The sequence below is a fragment of the Aurantiacibacter rhizosphaerae genome (assembly GCF_009807005.1).
GTDB lineage: Bacteria > Pseudomonadota > Alphaproteobacteria > Sphingomonadales > Sphingomonadaceae > Alteraurantiacibacter > Alteraurantiacibacter rhizosphaerae.
This window is the reverse complement of the sequence record NZ_WUBR01000001.1, coordinates 151743-170422: the sequence shown is the minus strand read 5'-3', so window position 1 is coordinate 170422 and position 18680 is coordinate 151743. Positions and strand designations below refer to the sequence as shown.

The following is an 18680-nucleotide window of genomic DNA, read 5'->3' as shown; positions in this document are numbered from 1 at the left end:
GTGGCGTGGCAAAAATGTCGCGCGGCAATCGTTTGAATTCAGCCTCTTAGAAAGAGGTTCATGGTCAACCGACCGCTTTGGGGATCGTGATCGGGCGCGAAATCGGCGGGCATTGCAGCGCAGTGCAGAGTGTTGCCGCGATAGGCGACGAGGCGGTTTGCAACGCCCTCGATTCTGAAGGTCCGGTCGAACAGCGGCGAGCTGGAATCGATGAACCGGGCAGGCGGAATGCCATGCTCTTTCGTGCCCGTTTCAAGGGCCGCCAGATAGCTATCATAACGTTCGGCATCCACGCTTTCGAAGCCGGTTGCGCGCTGGCGGTAAAAGCCCGTGCCGCCATCCCGATCGTCGGACAGGTAAAGCAGGACGGCAATCCGTTCAGGCTCCGTCCCGTCAAAATGCGGCAGGCGCTGGATCGGCGCGAGCTCAGCCGGAGATTTGGTTACCAGGCTGAGGAAGCATTCCAGATAGGCAGGCTCCCTCGCCAGTCCGAAAATTTCCTGAAACCGCGGCAACAGCGGCGCGACCAGCGGCATGGCGATCTTTTCCGAAATGGCCGCGCGAACGCCCGGATAGAAGGGCCCGATCGGGCGATAGCTGTGCTTGGCGGCGATTTCGCGCACCAGATCAAGGTCCGCCAGCGCATCATCCACCACCAGCATGGGCTGCGCCTCCTCGCCAAAATGCAGAAGGCTGGCGCGATGCGATGGCGAAAGGGTTAGTGGAGACTGCGTCATGGCGTTGCTTTGAGAAAATGTCACACTTGCCATGCAACCGGGCGCGCATGTTTGCAATCAGGCTGTCTGGCGTTAGACTGCCGCCATGCCGTGGAAAAACAGGTTTTCCATAGCGGGAGAAGACATGGGACGCACCCCGACTGGACGGCCAACCAGTTTCGATATCGCCTATCTGGCAGGGGTCTCCCAACCCACCGTCAGCCGCGCCCTGCGTGGAGACAAATCAGTCAGCCAGAAGACCCGCGAAAAGATAGAGCAGATCGCGCGCGACCTAAATTACACGGTCGACAAGAATGCATCGTCACTGCGGTCGCAAAGATCGAACACCATCGCCCTCTTATTCTTCGAAGACCCGACGCCCGATGAAAGCATGATCAACCCGTTCTTCCTGGCCATGCTGGGATCGATCACGCGCGCCTGCGCCAATCGCAAGCTGGACCTGCTGATCTCCTTCCAGAAGATGGAGGACGACTGGCACGTGCAATATCAGGACAGCCACCGGGCAGATGGCCTGATCCTGCTGGGCTATGGCGATTACACGCTTTACCGCGAACGGCTGGACCAGCTTGAGAAGCAGGGCACGCATTTCGCCCGTTGGGGGTCTGTCACCAGTGACGGGTCTGGCTCCACAATAGGCTCTGACAATTTTGGGGCGGGCAAGCTGGCGGGCGAGCACCTGATCGCGCAGGGTCGCAGGAAGCTCGCCTTTCTTGGCCATTGCGACGATCACTATCCCGAATTCGCGCAGCGTTATCGCGGTATGTGCAAGGCAATGCAGGAGGCTGGCATCACGCCCGACGCAGCGCTGCAACGCGATGCCATCACCACTGAGGAGGAGGGCCATGCCGCCATGGTCAGCCTGATCGAGAGCGGGCAGGCGTTCGACGGCATTTTCGCTGCCAGCGACCTGATTGCCGTCGGCGCGATGCGCGCGCTTGCCGAGGCGGGGCTGAAAGTGCCTGGCGATGTCGCCATTGTCGGTTTCGACGATATCCCCGCCGCCAGCCATACGAATCCGCCGCTGACCACGATCATGCAGGATATGAAGGGTGCCGGCGAACGGCTTGTCGAGACATTGCTGGCGAAGGTTCAGGGCCGCGATGGCCCTGACAGCAGACTGCCCACCAAGCTGATCGTGCGTGGCAGCAGCGGCAGCTGCGCCAGCCGCCCGCCGGAGGGACCGGCACAACCCGCCTGATCGGCCCAATACATTCGTATACGTGTTGTCGGCGCGCACCTTTCGTGCCAGCCAATGTGCATTCGCGCAGGACGGCCAAAGACCGTCCTGCGCAATGGGCAAGGATAGGCTGAATCATGGAAAAACCGCGTCAGAGTTTCTGGGGGCTGTGGAACATCAGCTTCGGCTTTTTCGGTATCCAGATCGGCTTTGCCCTGCAGAATTCGAACATGAGCCGGGTGTTCCAGACGCTGGGCGCCAGCATGGACGATCTGCCTGCGCTTTGGGTTGCCGCACCGCTCACCGGGCTTATCGTGCAGCCGATTATCGGCCACCTGTCCGACAAGACGTGGAACAGGCTCGGTCGCCGCCGCCCCTATTTCCTCACCGGCGCGATATTCTCCGCTCTGGCGCTGCTGGTGATGCCGCTCAGCCCCGAAATGGGCGCGCCGCTGTTCTTCGCTGCTGCCATGCTGTGGGTGCTGGACGCCAGCCTCAATATCTCGATGGAGCCGTTTCGCGCCTTCGTGGGCGATATGCTGCGCACCGACCAGCACAGCGCCGGTTACGCGGTACAGACCGCCTTCATCGGCGCAGGCGCCGTGGTCGGTTCGATCTTCCCCTTCCTGCTGGAGCAGCTTGGCGTGAGCAACGTCGCGCCCGGTGGCGGCCTGCCCGACACCGTGCGGTGGAGCTTCTGGGCAGGGGCGGCCGCGCTGTTCATCGCCGTCATGTGGACCGTCCTCTTCACCAAGGAATATAGCCCCGAAGAACAGGCGGCTTTCAGCGAAGGGCAAGCGACCGACAGTGGCCAGCCCGTGCGGCTACTGGCCGACAAGACGCTCTTTTCTGCGGGCGTGTGGATCGTGCTGGGCGCGATCGTAGTGGCGCTGGTCAACGCGCTGGGCCTCGAAAAGGAAGTCTATCTACTGGGCGGCCTGCTGGTTCTGTACGGCGTGATCAGCATCATCGCGATCAACCTCGCGAAGCAGGGCAAGACCACCAACATGCTCTCCAGCATCGTCGGCGATTTTTCCGGCATGCCGGAGGTGATGAAACGCCTCGCGCTGGTGCAGTTCTTCAGCTGGTCCGCGCTCTTCATCATGTGGATCAACACCACGCCTGTGGTGACCCAATATGTTTACGGCAGCACCGATACCACCAGCGCCGCCTATAACGAGGGTGCAAACTGGGTGAACGTCCTGTTCACGGTCTACAACGGCGTGGCCGCCATTGCCGCGCTGGCGCTGCTACCGGTGCTCAGCCGCAGGTTCGGGCAGGTGATGACCCACTCGATCTGCCTGATGCTGGGCGCGGCGGGCTTCCTGATGTTCTTTGTGGTGCGCGATGCGCAGATGCTGCTGGTGGCAGAGATCGGCATCGGTATCGCCTGGGCCAGCATCCTTGCCATGCCCTATGCGATCCTTGCCAGTAACCTGCCGCAGCAGAAGCTCGGCATCTACATGGGCCTGTTCAACATCTTCATCGTGGTGCCGCAATTGCTGGTGGCGACGGTGATGGGATCGATCATGCAGGCCTTTTTCCCCGGCGAGCCGATCTGGACGATGCTGTTCGCAGCGCTTGCCTGGGTCGTGGCTGCCGCTGCCATGCTGCGCGTCAAGGCGGCGCTTCCCTCTATCAAAGCAGAGGCTTCCCATGCGTAAAATCGTCAGCACTCTTCTCCCGGTGGCGCTGCTGTCCGCAGGCTGCGCAACCGCGCCTGCCGCGCAGACCGCCAGCCCATGGGAGCCGCAGAAGTATGTGCAGATCGAAGCGCCCGAATGGTCTCGCGATGCGGTGCTCTACCAGATCAACACCCGGCAATTCACACCAGAGGGCACCTTTGCCGCTGCCGAGCGCGAGCTGCCGCGGCTGAAGGAACTGGGCGTCGATATCCTGTGGCTGATGCCGATCCACCCGATTGGCGAGGTGAACCGCAAGGGCACGCTGGGCAGCCCCTATTCGGTGCAGGACTATTACGCCGTAAATCCCGAATTCGGCACGGAAGAGGACCTGAAGAGCTTCGTCGACGCCGCGCATGCGCAGGGCTTCCACGTTATCCTCGATCTCGTTGCCAATCACACGGCGTGGGACAACCAGCTCGCAGCCGATCACCCCGATTGGTATGAGAAGACCTGGGACGGCCATTTTCGCCCCACCCCGTGGTGGGACTGGTCCGATATCATCGATCTCGACTGGACGAAGCCCGGTGTGCGGGAGCATGTTGGCGGGGCGATGGAATACTGGGTGCGCGAAGTGGGCGTGGATGGCTACCGCGCGGACGTAGCGGGCTATGTCCCCGTCGATTTCTGGGAGACGATGCGCGCGCGCCTTGATGCCATTCGCCCTGTCTTCATGCTGGGTGAGGTGCAGCAGTCAAGCTACCACCGCGCCGCATTCGATGCGACATATGGGTGGGACTGGCACCACACCTCCAAAGATATCGCCAGGGGTGATGCCGATGCCACCGGCTTCTTCGGCTATTACGCCGAGGATGAAAGCCTTTGGCCGCGCGAGGCGATGCGCCTCACCTATATCGAGAACCACGACAGCAATGCGTGGGAAGGCACAATCTACGAGAATTACGGCCCGGCGCTGGACGCGATGACTGCGCTCAGCTTCACCCACCAGGGACTGCCGATGATCCACAATGGACAGGAAGCCTGCAATGCCAAGCGGCTGGAGTTCTTCGAGAAGGACGCCATCGACTGGAGCCAGGGCGAGGATTGCGCCTATGGAGATCTGCTGGCCGACCTGATCGATTTCCGCGACGCCAACCCCGCTCTTGCCAACGGTGCGTGGGGCGCAATCATGCAGCAGGTGGTGAATGACAAGCCGCAGCAACTGTTTGGCTGGGTGCGCCAGCAGGATGGCAACAAGGTGGTGGGTCTGTTCAACCTGTCGGGCGAACCGGTCAACGCCACTTTGGCGGACGGCCTTGCGGCAGGCACCTACAGCGAGTTCCGGTCCGGGGACGAGGTGACGATTGCCGCCGGCGATACCGTGTCCCTGCCCGCCTGGGGCTTCCGCTTGCTTTCGGCCGGCGGGCAATAAACTTGCGCGGACTTGCCCCCATCCTTGCCGCGACGCTGCTGTGCGGTTGCGCTACTACGCCGCAACTCGATGCGGGCGACGCGGCAGCGGGCGCGCCTGCCATGCCGGTTTCGCAATATGACGAGCAGTATCGTCCCGCCTATCACTACACCCCGCCGGGCGGCTGGATGAATGACCCCAACGGCCTCGTCTATCACGACGGCGAGTGGCACATGTTCTACCAGTATTACCCGCATGATACCGTGTGGGGGCCGATGCACTGGGCGCATGCTGTCAGCCGCGATCTGGTGAACTGGCAGACGCTGCCCATCGCCATCGCGCCGGACGATCAGGGTTATATCTTCTCCGGCAGCGCGGTGATCGATACGCGCGATACCGCTGGCTTTGGTGAAGACGCCATGGTGGCGCTCTACACCATTCACGATCCCGTGCGCGGCGCGGCGAACACTCGCGATCACGAGAGCCAGGGCATCGCCGTCAGCTTCGATAACGGCCGGACCTTTCGCAAATTCTCCGGCAATCCGGTGCTGCCCAATCCCGGCAAAACGCAGGATTTCCGCGATCCCAACGTCTTCCGGGACGAGGCGCGGGGGCGCTGGGTCATGTCGCTATCAGTTCACGATCATGTCCGCTTCTACGCATCGACAAACCTGAAGGAATGGACCTATCTCTCCAGCTTTGGCGCAGGCGAAAGCGGCCCTGACGGCGTGTGGGAATGCCCCAATCTCTTTCCCATCACCGATGAGGCAAGCGGCGAAACGCGCTGGGTGCTGATCCAGAACATCAACCCCGGCGGCCCACAGGGCGGCAGCGGCACTTTCTATTTCGTCGGCGACTGGGACGGAACAAGGTTCACACCCGATCCCGATTTCGGCAGCGATCCCGTTTGGCTGGATCACGGCGCGGACAATTACGCCGGGATCACGTGGGACAATGCGCCCGATGCCCGCCGCGTGTTCATCGGCTGGATGTCCAACTGGCTCTACGCGCAGGAAGTGCCGACGCAGGCGTGGCGCAGCGCGATGACCATTCCGCGCGAGATCAGCCTCAACGGGCTTGAACTGCGGCAGCAACCGGTTGCTGAACTTCAGCAGCTTCGCGAAATGGCATTCGCGCTGGCCCCTAATGCCAGCGCGCAGACCGTACCGAGTGCAGCGGAGTATGACCTGCAGTTTCGCCTTCCCGATAGCGACAGCAGCTTCACGCTCACTTTCTCGAATGATGAGGGTGAACGCCTTGCCCTTGGGCTTAATGACGCGGGCCATTGGTTCGTCGACCGGACGAACGCTGGCGACAGCGGCTTCAATCCGGCCTTCGCGGCGATTCACACTGCGCCGCGCTTGCGTGAGGACAAAAGCGCCCGTGTACGGCTTTTCGTCGACAATGCCTCTGTTGAACTGTTTCCTGACGACGGCGCGACGGTGATGACGGAGATCTTCTTTCCGTCGGAACCCTTCACATCGATAAGCTTGCAGACGGAAGGTGGCGCGCAATTGGTATCGGGCCAGGGCTGGCCGCTGAAACCTGCGGATTTCGGCCAGTGAGCATGATCGGCGCCATCGAGGCCGGGGGGACCAAGTTCGTCCTCGCGATCGCCGCGCCGGACGGGGCGCTGCTCGACCGGGTGAAGATAGACACGCGCAGCCCGGCGGAAACCTTTGCCGACATGGCCGCATGGTTCGCAGCGGCAGAGCGAGAGCATGGCCCGATCGGCGCCTTCGGCATCGCGAGTTTCGGCCCGATCGACATCGACTCTGCTTCACCATCTTACGGCACCTTCGGCAACACGCCGAAGCCCGGCTGGAGCGGCGCGAGCTTTGCCGATGCATTGAAGCGTTTCGAAGCTCCCATTGCTCTCGATACGGATGTGAACGGCGCGGCGTTGGGCGAATATCTTGCAGGCGCAGGCAAGGGTGCGCGCACGCTGGCCTATACCACCATTGGCACGGGCATCGGCACGGGGATAGTCACGCACGGCAAGCCGCTTGCCGGCATTTCGCATTACGAAAGCGGCCATATCCGGCCGCAGCGACCCGCCGGGGATGACTGGGAAGGCAGCTGCCCGTTTCACGGTGCATGCCTGGAAGGGCTGGCCTGCGGCCCCTCCATCAAGGCGCGCTGGGGGCATGATCTTTCCGCCGCAACGCCAGAGCAAATCCAGACTGTCGCGGGATATATCGCCGAACTCGCCGCCACGCTGGTCTTGCTGCACATGCCGGAAAAAATGATCTTCGGCGGCGGGGTGATGAAGGCGCCGGGGCTGCTCGACGCGCTGCGAAAGGCGACGCGCGAAAAGCTAAACGGATATGTCACCCAGTGGGATGGAGACCTGACGCAACGGATCCTGCCACCGGGATTGGGAGACGACGCCGGGATAACCGGCGCAATCGCACTGGGCCGCGCGGCCGTGGGAGAAGGTTAATCATGGGCAAGAGTGGCAGCTGGGCGCTGGTCGCGGCGCTGGCAGGGTTCCTGTTCGGCTTCGATACAGCCGTTATTTCAGGCGCGGAACAGGCAGTGCAGGCCGAATGGTCGATGAGCGACCTGCTGCATGGTCTCGCCATCTCTGCCGCGCTGTGGGGCACGGTGATCGGCGCGCTCACCGCAGGCTGGCCGCTGGATCGCTTTGGACGCAAGAAAACGCTAGTGTGGATCGGCATACTCTATGCGCTCTCCGCCATCGGATCGGCGCTGGCGTGGGATCCGTCGAGCTTCATGATTTTCCGCTTTATCGGCGGGCTTGGCGTGGGCGCCAGTTCGGTGGCCGCCCCAGCCTATATTGCCGAGATCGCTCCGGGCAAAGTGCGCGGGCGGCTGGTGGCTCTGTTCCAGACCATGATCGTGCTGGGCATCCTGATCGCTTATCTCTCGAACTACCTGCTTGGCGGTATCGGCGCAGAGGCATGGCGCTGGATGCTGGGTGCAGAAGTGCTGCCTGCCATCGCCTATCTGCTGGCAACTTTCGCCATCCCCGAAAGCCCGAGATGGCTTCTGGTCACGCGCGGGGAGGAAAATGCCGCGCGCGACATCCTGCACAGGATCAATCCCGCCACCGTCGATGAAACCATCGTCGCCATCAAGGAAGAGGCGCGCCGAGAAAAGCGCCAGATCAGCTGGGGCGAGTTCTTTTCCGGCACGCTGAAACGCCCGATTTTCCTCGCCTTCCTGATCGCCTTTTTCAACCAGGTGTCAGGCATCAACGCCATCATCTATTATGCCCCGCGCATCTTCGAATTGTCAGGCTCCGGCGCATCGGTGGCCCTGCTGGCGACGGTGGGCATCGGCGCAATCAACCTGCTTTTCACGCTGATCGGCCTAGCCTTGATTGATCGCGCGGGCCGCAAGTTCCTGATGTATCTTGGCAGCGTCGGCTATATCATCTCGCTCGGCATGACGGCCTATGGCTTTGCCAGCGGGCAATTCGCCCTCGTCCTGCCCTTCATCCTCATGTTCATCGCCGCGCATGCCATCGGCCAGGGTGCGGTGATCTGGGTCTATATCAGCGAAATCTTCCCCAGCGCCGCACGAGCAAAGGGCCAATCGCTGGGCGCCGGCACCCACTGGGTGTTCGCCGCCGCGCTGACGCTGGTCATGCCCAGCATCCTTGCATCGGTCGCCCCGTCAACGATCTTCCTCGCCTTTGGCGCAATGATGGTTCTGCAACTTGTGTGGGTGCATTTCGCCATGTTCGAAACGCGCGGGCGAAGCCTTGAAGACATCTCGCGCGAGAGTTCTGCAGCCAGTCTTGGTTGAATGCTGACAGGGCGCAGCAAGCTGTTGGGGAAAGCTGGTGCACCCGACAGGATTCGAACCTGTGGCCTCTGCCTTCGGAGTGCAGGGAATAGCCATAACCTCGGACATCCTCGGACGCTTTGAATGGGAGAAAACCTAGGGTTTCAGTCTTGCTCTGTCCCGTTTCATCCGGCATTGTATTCCATACGGATTACATACGGAACGGAAAGGGGCGACTGGCATGGCAACGGACCTCAGCAAAGTTGGAGAGCGAGAGAGACTGAAGGCGCGGCGGGAGCCGCACTGGCAGCGATTGCGTGCGGGTTGTTTTCTTGGCTTCCGGCCTTCGAAACGCGGCGGCAAAGGAACGTGGATCGCTCGCGTCTATGACGAGGACAGCCGCAAGTATCGCGTAAAGTCACTTGGAGACTTTGGCACTTTGGCAGGCAACGCCATTTTTACAGCGGCCAAGAAGGAAGCCGAGGCACTGGCCGAACTGGTGGAAGCAGGTGGCGAGATTCGCGCCAAAGTAGAAACCGTAGCCGATGCATGCAGGGCCTACGCTAGGAACCGCCCCGAAGCGGAGGCGCGGTTCAAACGCTACGTCTTTGATGATCCGCTCGGCAAACTGAAATTGGATAAGCTGCGCCGCCGCCATGTTGCAGAATGGCGCAAGCGGTTGGAGGAAACGCCTTCGCTTGTGAGCCGCAATAAGAATGGCGAGAAGCGCACTCGCAATCGCGCGCCTTCCACCCTCAACCGCGACATGGCCGTTTTGCGAGCAGCACTGGCCAAGGTGCTATCGCCCGGCGCGCCAAATAGCGAAGCGGCTTGGCAGGAAGCGCTTAAGTCTGTTCCCAATGCCAACGGGCGGCGTGAATTGTATCTAGACCGATCAGAACGCAGAAAACTGCTTAAGGCAGTTGGCGAAGAAGCATTGCCGTTCATTCATGCGCTTTGCCTATTGCCAATTCGACCCGGCGCGATGGCAAAGCTGACGGTTGCAAACTTTGATAAGCGAACGGCTGAACTAACAATTGGCAACGATAAAACTGGTAAACCCCGGCGTATTCAGTTGCCAGCTGAAGCCACCAAGCTGTTTGTGGCGCAGACTAAGGACAAGCTTCCAGGCGCTCCCATTTTCATGCGGACCAACGGCAAAGCTTGGAACAAAGACACTTGGAAGCTCCCGGTCGCCGCCGCAGTAAAAGCGGCTGGCTTGCCGAGTGGTAGCACCGCCTACACCCTGCGACATAGCACGATAACGGACTTAGTGAGCGCGGGCCTTCCCATCCTCACGATAGCGCAAATTTCTGGCACTAGTGTGGAAATGATTGAACGGCATTATGGCCATTTGGCGAGCAATGCAGCGGTTAAAGCGCTGGGCGAGCTGTCGTTGTGACAGACGGCAAACCAGAAGCGCGAGAAGCAAGGCGCGTAGAGTCTGACGAGGCGCGCCGATATAACTTGCGCGCACTCATGGCTTTGAAGGGGAGCAGCCTCAGTCCGCAAGACGACTTAATTGAGCTCCTCAAAACGGATCAGCCAATTAACCGGCTCGTGCGAGACCGATTGATTGAACTCCTTCTCGGACCTGAAATTTCAGGCGGCATGTCTCTGAGCCTCCGAGGCAATAAAACACAGCGCGATAGGACAAACGCTTACGTTTCGCGAAATAAATGGTTTGAGATCGGTCAATGGATCGATGGGCTCACATCTCAAGGCGCATTGAGAGCGCATGCAATCGAGGAAGTCGCGTCGGCCATCAACATTTCAGAAAAGAAAGCCGATAAAAGTTTGAACTATTATCGCGCCGCAAGGAATTGGATCGCAAAGTCATTGGAAACTGAATGTGGAGCCGAGCTCGGGGCTGCGACACTAAGGGAACTCTATATCTTCCATGACTGCCAAGGTGACTTAGCAAAAGAGTTAAACTCAGAGATTCTCGAGCGCCTACCGCCTATCGGACTTTAACTCGAATAGGTGGAGCGCGGGACAGTGCTGTATATCTGATCGTCCTACAACGTCCGGCACGCCTGCATGGACGAGTAGGAGTCTTCAGTATGCAAACACCAATTGCATTGACAATCCCGCAAGCTGTTCAAGCTTCCGGACTATCCCGAAGTGGCCTTTACGAAGCTTTGCGTCGAGGTGATCTTACGGCGCGGAAGGCGGGGCGGCGCACGCTAATAGCCTTCACCGATCTGGAAAATTATCTCGCCAGCCTTCCGACCTATCAGGCGGGAGCATGAATAATGACGCCACATATGCAAAACCCCGGCGTGCAGGCCGGGGTCTCGCGCGATCTAATCGGTATCAGCTCGCGCAAAACTCTTACCGCGCCCGATTGGCGCTGGCAACAGATAGCCATTCGTTTCTGGCTTTCCTCAGAGATGGCAAAAGAAGTCTCCCGCCATTGTTATGGGGAGGCGCGCGATGACTGAGCAGCCTTTCCCCAATCAGCGAGCAGCGGCGCTGGCCCTATTGAACGGCGACAATCGTTTCACACGCAAGGCCGGGCAGTTCTTGGGCCAGCTGGCAGTTGACGCAACGCCGATGAGTGAAGCTCAGGCCAATTGGCTGGCAAAGCTCCTGGAACGTGCTGGAATGCCCCCTCTGGCGAGTGGAGGTGCCTAATGAGCGTCTATCCTGATGCACCGGGCCATCGCAATGTGGACACTTCGGTAGCAGCCGCAAATGCGCTCGCTATCAAGCTGGGGCGATTGCAGCGCTTGGCTCACGAGGCAATACGAGCGGCGGGCTGGCTTGGCCTTACCGCCGATGAACTAGCCGAAAGGCTGGAGATGGATCGCTACTCGATCCAACCGCGCACCAGTGAATTGAAACGCAAGGGGCTTATCCGGGATAGCGGACAGCGACGGCCAAATGCCACCGGAAAGCAAGCAATCGTCTGGATAGCCAAGTGAAGGTCGCCGCCATGCACGAGCAGCCTGCCTGCAAGCCGCATGGCGGTGCCTTTGAAACTTCACCGCGAAGCCGATTGGGCGAAGCTTCATCGATGCGGCTGCCCATAAACAACGGCAGAATACGGGCATTTCCCGAATATGGCACGGCTCATGCAATTATTAATTCTCATTTAGTTGAGGCAGCCGATTCATCGAAACTCTCGGGAAGGGGCGGAGCGCGTAACTCTGCAACGAGAGAGAGCTATGCCCTTACAGAAGAGAATGTGGTCAACCTGACGGTCGCAACTCGGCACGCGTGCAAAATCGGAATGCCTTTCACGCGAATGGTGACAATTCACTGGGAAGAAGCTGGCGTGACCTTGGCGCAGATGGCCAAAGCGACCGGGCATTATATCGATCTCCTTAGCAAGGCTATTGCTCGTCATGGAAGCGATACTGCCTACATTTGGGTCCATGAGGGCGGCCAGACAAAAGGCGGCCACTGCCATTTTTTGATCCATGTGCCAGCACGGATTATGCCAATTGTTGCTCGATTGCAGCGGAGCTGGCTTCGCAGGATTACGGGCAGGCCATATCGAAAAACCGTCATCCTAAGTAAGCCTATTGGTGCCCGGCTGGGACTTGAGATTGGCAATCCCGAGTTGTTTGCGGCGAACCTTGAAGTGGCCCTCGGCTATCTCTGCAAAGCGGCTCCACAAACGATCTTGGATACGCATCGAATAGACCGAACGCATGAGCCGGGCGGACTAATCATCGGCAAGCGTTGCGGAACCTCTCAAAATATCAGCGCGAAAGCGCGCAGGGAATCATAATGGCGAAGCGCAAAGAACCGACTGGCAGCTTGACGGAGAACAATAAGGTGACCGTCGAGCAAAGCCCCGGCGAAACCCTCTCTCATGCGAAAGCTCGCAAGATGTTAGAACCGGGCATACGGCACGGAGTTACAGCGTCGGCTTTCGCAAACAGATTGATAAGGGATGCGGAAGGGCCGGGGGTGATGGAATATATAGATCACGCACTAGAGCTGGCTGACGAAGGGGAAATGGACAGACTGTCTCGGGCGAGTCGCACCCTTGCGCTCCAAGCAGTGACGCTCGATGCGATGTTTACGGAGCTAGCTCGGCGAGCTGCGAACAACTTGGGCGACTATATCGACGCGTCGGAACGCTATACCCGGCTCGCACTTAAGGCTCAGGCTAACTCTCGTGCAACCCTCGAAGCCCTCGCAAAGCTGCACCAGCCGCGCGAGCAAATCGTCAAGCATGTGCATGTAAACGAAGGTGGGCAGGCCGTGGTTGCTGACCAAATTCACCAACACAGGGGGGAGGGGAAGAATGCAAGATCAGACAAACAATCCCATGCAACCGGAACGGCTGGCCAAAGCCCCGCGATGCTTAGCGAAGACGCGCGAGGGAACGGAGTGTCAATCACCGGCGGTAAGGGATCGGAAGCGTTGCCGAATGCACGGAGGGACAAACCCGGGACCACCTAAAAACAATCGCAATGCTTGGAAGCACGGAGGTCGGTCTGCTGAAGTGCGAAGAGCCACGCGCTATGTGAAGGCTACCGCGATCCTACTTTCTACGCTGTAAACCGAATGGGAGTTATCAACTCCCACAGCGTGGGTGCTCGCCTGCTGTGCTCTTTATTTTGAGATTATTTGCCTAGAATAGGGTGTCGCATCAGTTAGCCATTGCGGCATGGAAATGCTGCAACCCACGCCTCATCCATGAGAGCCATCCCCACAATGTGCCCCTTCTCTGGATGCTCACGCATATATGCTAAGGCGATCTCATACAGTTGCCCAGCGTCTACACCCTCAGGAAGGCAGACAGTCTTTTCTCGCGTTTGCGTCCCTTGGTAATATCCCAGCACGTAAGCTGCACATCCCACCCTCCAAGTGGAACTGTCACAGTTGCGAACAAACCAATTACTCAACAAGAATGGAACGCTTGAATCCTGCGCACTTGCAGGTGCGGGCATGAATACCAATGCCACAGCAAGAAAGAGCCGAACGAACATTGTATTCACCTTCATTAGCGATAGAGGAGCAGCGGTGCCGGATGCCGGGCGACAATCAATCACAGCGCGTCCAAATGCAAATGTGCTGCGTGAAAGCATGTCAGAGAGTTCGCGAAACATAACCAGTAGAAACTAGCCAGATACTCTTTCGAAACACTTAGTAGCGGCGCGAAATACCTAACTAGGACGCGTTTTCGTGGGGTTTCGTTGAATGTTCGCGCACTACGGCATCACGCCGTCTATCGTGAACCGATGAGGGGCGCTCTATTGCCCTTGTCAAAGCATAGGCTGTGCTGCCGCCGCCGCCACTCAGAATGTAGGCAGAACTAGCTTGAGGAAGCACTCGCTCACTTGCAGTGACTTGCACTTCGACAAACCGACCGGACTTCGCTGAGCGCTTCACAGCGTATTTTTTGGGGCGGGACATATCGTGAATCTAATCTATCTCGAATCCGACTGCAAGCGAGAACGCCAATCAAAGAGATGAGCAAGCACCTGAGCGGCGTGCCCAACGATAGCCCGGTTCTCGTTATCGAACCGGCCAATTTCATTACTGGTAATTACGAGAACCCCAAATTGAGTAGGGCCAGATTTAAGATCTAAGGTGATCGGAGCGGACACGAATGATCGGTATACGTTATCATCATATTCTCGCCCATTCTCCGCGCTCGGTTTCAAAAGCATTGACGCTTCTGCATCTGCCATGTCGATTGTGTAGAGGACCCGATTTTGCATGAAAGCTGAGCCGACATGTCCATCGCCAACTCGCCAGGATCGAGGCATACCACTAGAAGGATGATCTTCCGTCCGCTTGAACCAAACTGGCTCGAGAATTTCGCTTGTTGGCTCGAGCTCATAGATCGCTACCGACCAAACATCGTCAAAACCGAAGTTAAAGAGAATCCCGGCAGCCTCGAGCATTGGGCTAATCGCCAGCCGACATGATTCACAAAACTGCTCCTCAGTTCTCGGATCCGTTGCTTGGATAAGTCCTTGGAACGTCGCCCAATATGAGCCGAGGCGATTTGCTGTCAGCAGCCAGTCTTTTTCCTCACCTAGTTGCTCGATCTCGGCAAGCGCATCCTCGTAGCCAATATAGAGCTCTGAATTTTCGAGATGTAACGCCGGGACGGTTTCAGAATACTTCGTGCTAACAAGATACAGGACAGCTTGAAATATCACGATGGCGGCTGTCACGCCCCAAAACCACCCAGCTCCTACGGTCGCTGCATCAAATACACCAAGCCAAACGGCCAAAGCCGTGGGAACCCCGAGTATCGCCAGAAAATTGACCAAGCGATTTTGAGACCGAACTGCAGTCCGGAAATTGTTCTCGCCTTTGGTATCCCCGGTTAGTCTCGGATTGAGATCATCATGCCACATACCGCAGTGAAAGCGCACAAAAGGTATTTTGCCAAGAGAACTGTTGTGTCTTCCGTCGCTATTCACAGCAAACGCGCGACCGCTTTTTCCATACTCATTCCATACGGAACGAGCAAAACTTAGCTAAGTCATTGAAAAGCTGGTGCACCCGACAGGATTCGAACCTGTGGCCTCTGCCTTCGGAGGGCAGCGCTCTATCCAGCTGAGCTACGGGTGCATTCCAGCGCGCGCCCGTAGCAATGGCACGGGCCGGAGCCAAGCGCAATCGTGCCATTGCTACGGGCGCGCGCTCAATTATCGGGCGATCCTGTAAAGGGCGCGCCTACATGGCGCTGGGCAATTGCTTCATCTCGGTGCCGTCTTCCTTCACCACCCGGACGTTGAAGCCCCCGCGGCGGCCGTCTCGCAAGGGGTAATAGCCGACCGAGATCGTCTCCCCCGGTGCCAGCGTGCGGCGTGACCAGCCCGCGCGGCTGAGGTGGTTGGGGCTCATCCCCTCGAACGCCCAGCGGCGCCCCTGATCATCGCGCGCGTAAATGAAGGTGTGCGGATTGGTCCAGACCCAGCGTTCTACCGTCATATCGGCTAGGCGGGTTTCAGTGCCCCATTCGAACATGGCAGTGGAATGATGGGCCGATCCGGGCACGCTCATTCCGGCGAGAACCGCGATAGCCGCGCCCGCAGCCAGTCCGATCCGGCGGATAGAGAAAGTGGTCATGTCATCGCTCTCCAAAAGCAGTCTGCTGCGTGCTGTTGGCGCATGCCAGTGCTTTGGAAACATACTGCCAGCAAAAACCGGACAAAATCAACCCGAAGCTTGACTCGACCCTGAAAACCGCAGCAATCAATGGCAAACACAGTCAAGGGCGGAGAGGGCATATGGGGATGCAACGGCAGACGAGGTTTGCGCAGGCGGCAGCGCTGCTGGCGCTGTGCGGCGCGGCGTTTCCGGTGGCCGCGCAGGAGGCGGATTTCACCCCTCCGCGGGCAGAGCAATATGCGCAAGTCACCAGCTGGCCCGATTTCACCGGGGTCTGGAATCCCGACTGGTCCATCCTGTTCGGCCGCGACGGGCGCAGGCCTGCAAATCCTGTGCTGACGCCCGAGGCGCAGGCTGCCTATGATGCGTTCCTTGCGCAGCAGGAGCGAGAGGGCGTGGACCAGTTCCTGCAGGTAAATTGCATTCCGCCCGGCATGCCCGGCATCATGCGCCAACCCTATCCGATCGAGTTCCTCTATTCGCCGGGCCGCGTCACCGTGTTTGCCGAAACATATTCCCAGGCGCGGCGTATCTATGTGGACAAGGCGCGCGATCTGCCCGCCGACCCCGATCCCCTGTTCAACGGCACGTCCGTCGGCTTCTGGGAGGGGGACATGCTGGTGGTGGATACGGTGGGCTTCAATCCCTTCGTCACCTTCACGGCCGGCGTTACCCCGTCCGATGACATGCGCATTCACGAACATTTCTGGCTGGATGCCGATGGCGTGCTGTGGCTGGAGACAACCATCACCGATCCCGCAGTCCTGGCAAAGCCATTCGTGCAGACGCTGGCCTATTCGCGCCAGCCCGACTGGGAAATCCGCGAATATGTGTGCAATGAAAACAACCGCCTGGTTGATGATGAGAACGGCGCCAATGTCGATCTTGGGCTGGATGCGGAGGGCGATCCCTTTGGCCCGCCGGTGCAGGATTAGTCACCCAGCGCTCTCACGCTAACCGATTGGCAACCAGCGCCGCGCTATATTGCAGGGTATGAACGCACCCTCGGTCAATTTCGGAACCTCGCAATCGCGCGCCACCGCCAATGCCAGCAGCACCAGCATGCGCTGGGCAGCATTGGGAGAAGCGGGACAGGTGGTGGCCATGCTGGCAGGGATTGAGCCCGAACGGCCCAGCCGGGAAGTGCGCAATTTCTCCGCCCTGATACGCGATGCGGATCAATGGCGCCGGGATCTGGCCGACAATGGCTGCATCGATCTTGCCGCCGTGATGGAGCCGGGCATCTCGGCATTGCTGGCGATCAATGCCCGCGGTGCCGATTGCAAACCTGCGGCCCTTGCCTTGTGGAAAGAATTCGTGGCGGCGCGCGATGCAATGCTGGCCCTGCTGCCGCCCAGCGGACAACTGGGCCCCCGTCGCAGCGCCTGAGATTAGCTCCGGCTGAGAAACAAAGCTGGCAGTGATCAAAACATTGCAGCGGGCTTGACCGTGTTCGCTTTTCGTTCCAGTTTTGGGGCATGGCCGATTCGCTGATCAAAACCCCCGCTTCCGATTCATCGGACCGCCCCGAAACCGAAAGTGCCGCCGATCCCGTGGTGCTGCGATCTCGCGCGGTGTGCCGGGGTATTGGCCGTCTGTTTGCGCGCAACAACATTTGGGCCCTGCCTGAAATGCCGCTGCGCAATGGCCGCCGGGCAGACCTGATGGGCATTGATGCCAAGGGCAAGATCGTGATCGTGGAGGTGAAAACCGCGCGCGGAGATCTGCTGGGCGATGGCAAGTGGCCCGATTACCTGGATTTTTGTGACCGGTTCTATTGGGGCCTGCCGCCAGAATTGGATCGCGCCTGCCTCGACAGCGCGGATTTCAAGCCGGAATGCTGCGGCGTGATCGTGGCGGATGAATATGATGCGGAAATCGTGCGCCCTGCCCCCAGCCACCCGCTGGCCGCCGCGCGCAGGCGGGTGGAGGTGGAACGCCTGGCCCGCACATCGCTGCGCCGCCTGCTGGTCGCGGCAGACCCGCATTGCAACAGCTGGGGTGCCGATCTGGCAGGCTGAGGCTGGCTGAGGTGGGCTGAGGTAAGGCCCTGTCGCCGCCGCCCGCCTTCACAAACCTTACGCAATCCTTGCGTTCAGCCGCGCTTCCCTCTCGCCAGCCTTGGCGCGATGCGGCATAAGCGGCCGCAAATGCTCCTCGCCATTACCTTTTCAGCACTTGCCATGACGGCAATCGTGGCCGTGCGATATCTGCTGACCAGCGGCGGCTTTGCCTTTGCCACCAGCCGGGTGCGGCCGGGCCTGTATAACGGCCTGACCCCGCAGATCCGCAAGGAAGTGGCATGGTCACTGGTGTCGGCAGCCATTTATGGCGTGCCCGCCGGTATCGTGGCGTGGGGCTGGCAGGAATTGGGGTGGACGCGGATCTACAGCGATCTGTCCGCCTACCCGCTGTGGTATCTGCCGCTGTCCCTGTTCCTTTATCTTTTCGCCCATGACACCTGGTTTTACTGGACGCATCGCTGGATGCACCAGCCGAAGTGGTTCCGCATCGCCCACGCCGTGCACCATGCCAGCCGCCCGCCCACCGCATGGGCCGCGATGAGCTTTCATCCGATAGAGGCGTTGACGGGCGCCATCGTGATCCCGGCGCTGGTGTTTATCATCCCCGTGCATGTTGGCGTACTGGGGCTGGTGCTGGCCATCATGACGCTGATGGGCGTCACCAATCACATGGGTTGGGAGATGTTTCCAAAACGGCTTGTTCATTCCCGCGTAGGGAATTGGGTGATAACAGCCAGTCATCACCAGCGACATCATGATGAATATCGCTGCAACTATGGCCTCTACTTCCGATTTTGGGATCGCTTGTGCAAAACAGATCGCGGGCTGGCAAAGCCCTGACACTCCTTTTCGCCGCAGGCGCTG

21 protein-coding genes, 2 tRNA genes and 1 pseudogene are annotated in these 18680 nt (G+C 59.4%); 18 read left to right on the top strand and 6 right to left on the bottom strand.

Annotated features, from left to right (window positions below):
- Positions 1-38: 38 nt before the first annotated feature.
- On the bottom strand, positions 39-737 hold the full coding sequence (locus GRF63_RS00905) for a DUF6445 family protein (protein WP_160484142.1): 699 nt from the start codon (positions 735-737) through the stop codon (positions 39-41).
- 124 nt (positions 738-861) lie between these two features.
- Here GRF63_RS00905 and GRF63_RS00900 point away from each other — a divergent pair, with 124 nt between their 5' ends.
- From GRF63_RS00900 to GRF63_RS00875, 6 genes are all read left to right on the top strand, one after another.
- Positions 862-1935, top strand: coding sequence for a LacI family DNA-binding transcriptional regulator (locus GRF63_RS00900; RefSeq protein ID WP_160484141.1), 1074 nt, complete (start codon positions 862-864; stop codon positions 1933-1935).
- 116 nt (positions 1936-2051) lie between these two features.
- The gene (locus GRF63_RS00895) at positions 2052-3578 is read left to right on the top strand and encodes an MFS transporter (RefSeq protein WP_160484140.1); all 1527 of its coding nucleotides are present in this window, start codon (positions 2052-2054) and stop codon (positions 3576-3578) included.
- Positions 3571-4968 carry an alpha-amylase family glycosyl hydrolase gene (locus GRF63_RS00890; RefSeq protein ID WP_160484139.1) on the top strand — a complete coding sequence of 466 codons (1398 nt, stop codon included), beginning with the start codon at positions 3571-3573 and terminating at the stop codon, positions 4966-4968. The genes GRF63_RS00895 and GRF63_RS00890 overlap by 8 nt, the downstream gene beginning before the upstream one ends.
- 2 nt (positions 4969-4970) lie before the next feature.
- Positions 4971-6512: a glycoside hydrolase family 32 protein gene (locus GRF63_RS00885; protein ID WP_160484138.1), complete on the top strand. Its 1542-nt coding sequence runs from the start codon at positions 4971-4973 to the stop codon at positions 6510-6512.
- A 2-nt stretch (positions 6513-6514) separates the two neighbouring features.
- Positions 6515-7390: an ROK family protein gene (locus GRF63_RS00880; RefSeq protein WP_160485316.1), complete on the top strand. Its 876-nt coding sequence runs from the start codon at positions 6515-6517 to the stop codon at positions 7388-7390.
- A gap of 2 nt (positions 7391-7392) precedes the next feature.
- Positions 7393-8721: a sugar porter family MFS transporter gene (locus GRF63_RS00875; RefSeq protein ID WP_160484137.1), complete on the top strand. Its 1329-nt coding sequence runs from the start codon at positions 7393-7395 to the stop codon at positions 8719-8721.
- 35 nt (positions 8722-8756) lie between these two features.
- On the opposite strand, the gene GRF63_RS00870 is transcribed toward GRF63_RS00875, so the two are convergent.
- Positions 8757-8839, bottom strand: a tRNA-Arg gene (locus GRF63_RS00870).
- Between the two features lie 102 nt (positions 8840-8941).
- Here GRF63_RS00870 and GRF63_RS00865 point away from each other — a divergent pair.
- The 8 genes and pseudogenes from GRF63_RS00865 to GRF63_RS16765 form a co-directional block, all read left to right on the top strand.
- Entirely contained in the window at positions 8942-10102 is a 1161-nt protein-coding gene (locus tag GRF63_RS00865; protein WP_160484136.1) for a tyrosine-type recombinase/integrase, read from the top strand.
- A complete protein-coding gene (locus GRF63_RS00860) occupies positions 10099-10674 on the top strand; it encodes a hypothetical protein (RefSeq protein WP_160484135.1) in 576 nt (191 codons plus the stop codon). The genes GRF63_RS00865 and GRF63_RS00860 overlap by 4 nt, the downstream gene beginning before the upstream one ends.
- A gap of 89 nt (positions 10675-10763) precedes the next feature.
- Positions 10764-10952 carry a helix-turn-helix domain-containing protein gene (locus GRF63_RS00855; protein ID WP_160484134.1) on the top strand — a complete coding sequence of 63 codons (189 nt, stop codon included), beginning with the start codon at positions 10764-10766 and terminating at the stop codon, positions 10950-10952.
- A 3-nt stretch (positions 10953-10955) separates the two neighbouring features.
- On the top strand, positions 10956-11144 hold the full coding sequence (locus tag GRF63_RS00850) for a hypothetical protein (RefSeq protein WP_160484133.1): 189 nt from the start codon (positions 10956-10958) through the stop codon (positions 11142-11144).
- A 192-nt stretch (positions 11145-11336) separates the two neighbouring features.
- The gene (locus GRF63_RS00845; protein WP_160484132.1) at positions 11337-11627 is read left to right on the top strand and encodes a hypothetical protein; all 291 of its coding nucleotides are present in this window, start codon (positions 11337-11339) and stop codon (positions 11625-11627) included.
- Entirely contained in the window at positions 11624-12439 is an 816-nt protein-coding gene (locus GRF63_RS00840; protein ID WP_160484131.1) for a hypothetical protein, read from the top strand. The genes GRF63_RS00845 and GRF63_RS00840 overlap by 4 nt, the downstream gene beginning before the upstream one ends.
- The gene (locus GRF63_RS00835; RefSeq protein WP_160484130.1) at positions 12439-13119 is read left to right on the top strand and encodes a hypothetical protein; all 681 of its coding nucleotides are present in this window, start codon (positions 12439-12441) and stop codon (positions 13117-13119) included. Before GRF63_RS00840 ends, GRF63_RS00835 begins: the two co-directional genes overlap by 1 nt.
- Positions 13064-13219, top strand: a pseudogene (locus GRF63_RS16765) (hypothetical protein); the annotation flags it as partial. The gene GRF63_RS00835 and the pseudogene GRF63_RS16765, both read left to right, overlap by 56 nt.
- A 94-nt stretch (positions 13220-13313) precedes the next feature.
- Here GRF63_RS16765 and GRF63_RS16760 read toward each other — a convergent pair.
- From GRF63_RS16760 to GRF63_RS00820, 4 genes are all read right to left on the bottom strand, one after another.
- On the bottom strand, positions 13314-13610 hold the full coding sequence (locus tag GRF63_RS16760; protein ID WP_419865946.1) for a Rap1a/Tai family immunity protein: 297 nt from the start codon (positions 13608-13610) through the stop codon (positions 13314-13316).
- Positions 13611-14090: 480 nt separating this feature from the next.
- Positions 14091-15032, bottom strand: coding sequence for a hypothetical protein (locus tag GRF63_RS00830; protein WP_160484129.1), 942 nt, complete (start codon positions 15030-15032; stop codon positions 14091-14093).
- 140 nt (positions 15033-15172) lie between these two features.
- Positions 15173-15249: transfer RNA gene (locus tag GRF63_RS00825), tRNA-Arg, on the bottom strand.
- A 105-nt stretch (positions 15250-15354) separates the two neighbouring features.
- Positions 15355-15750, bottom strand: a complete 396-nt coding sequence (locus GRF63_RS00820; protein ID WP_160484128.1) for a DUF6152 family protein — start codon at positions 15748-15750, stop codon at positions 15355-15357.
- Between the two features lie 167 nt (positions 15751-15917).
- On the opposite strand from GRF63_RS00820, the gene GRF63_RS00815 reads away from it, so the two are divergent.
- From GRF63_RS00815 to GRF63_RS00800, 4 genes are all read left to right on the top strand, one after another.
- Positions 15918-16727: a hypothetical protein gene (locus GRF63_RS00815; RefSeq protein ID WP_160484127.1), complete on the top strand. Its 810-nt coding sequence runs from the start codon at positions 15918-15920 to the stop codon at positions 16725-16727.
- 58 nt (positions 16728-16785) lie between these two features.
- Positions 16786-17181, top strand: coding sequence for a hypothetical protein (locus GRF63_RS00810; RefSeq protein ID WP_237392243.1), 396 nt, complete (start codon positions 16786-16788; stop codon positions 17179-17181).
- 89 nt (positions 17182-17270) lie between these two features.
- A complete protein-coding gene (locus GRF63_RS00805) occupies positions 17271-17813 on the top strand; it encodes an MmcB family DNA repair protein (RefSeq protein ID WP_160484126.1) in 543 nt (180 codons plus the stop codon).
- Between the two features lie 129 nt (positions 17814-17942).
- Positions 17943-18656 carry a sterol desaturase family protein gene (locus GRF63_RS00800; protein ID WP_160485314.1) on the top strand — a complete coding sequence of 238 codons (714 nt, stop codon included), beginning with the start codon at positions 17943-17945 and terminating at the stop codon, positions 18654-18656.
- Positions 18657-18680 lie beyond the last annotated feature (24 nt).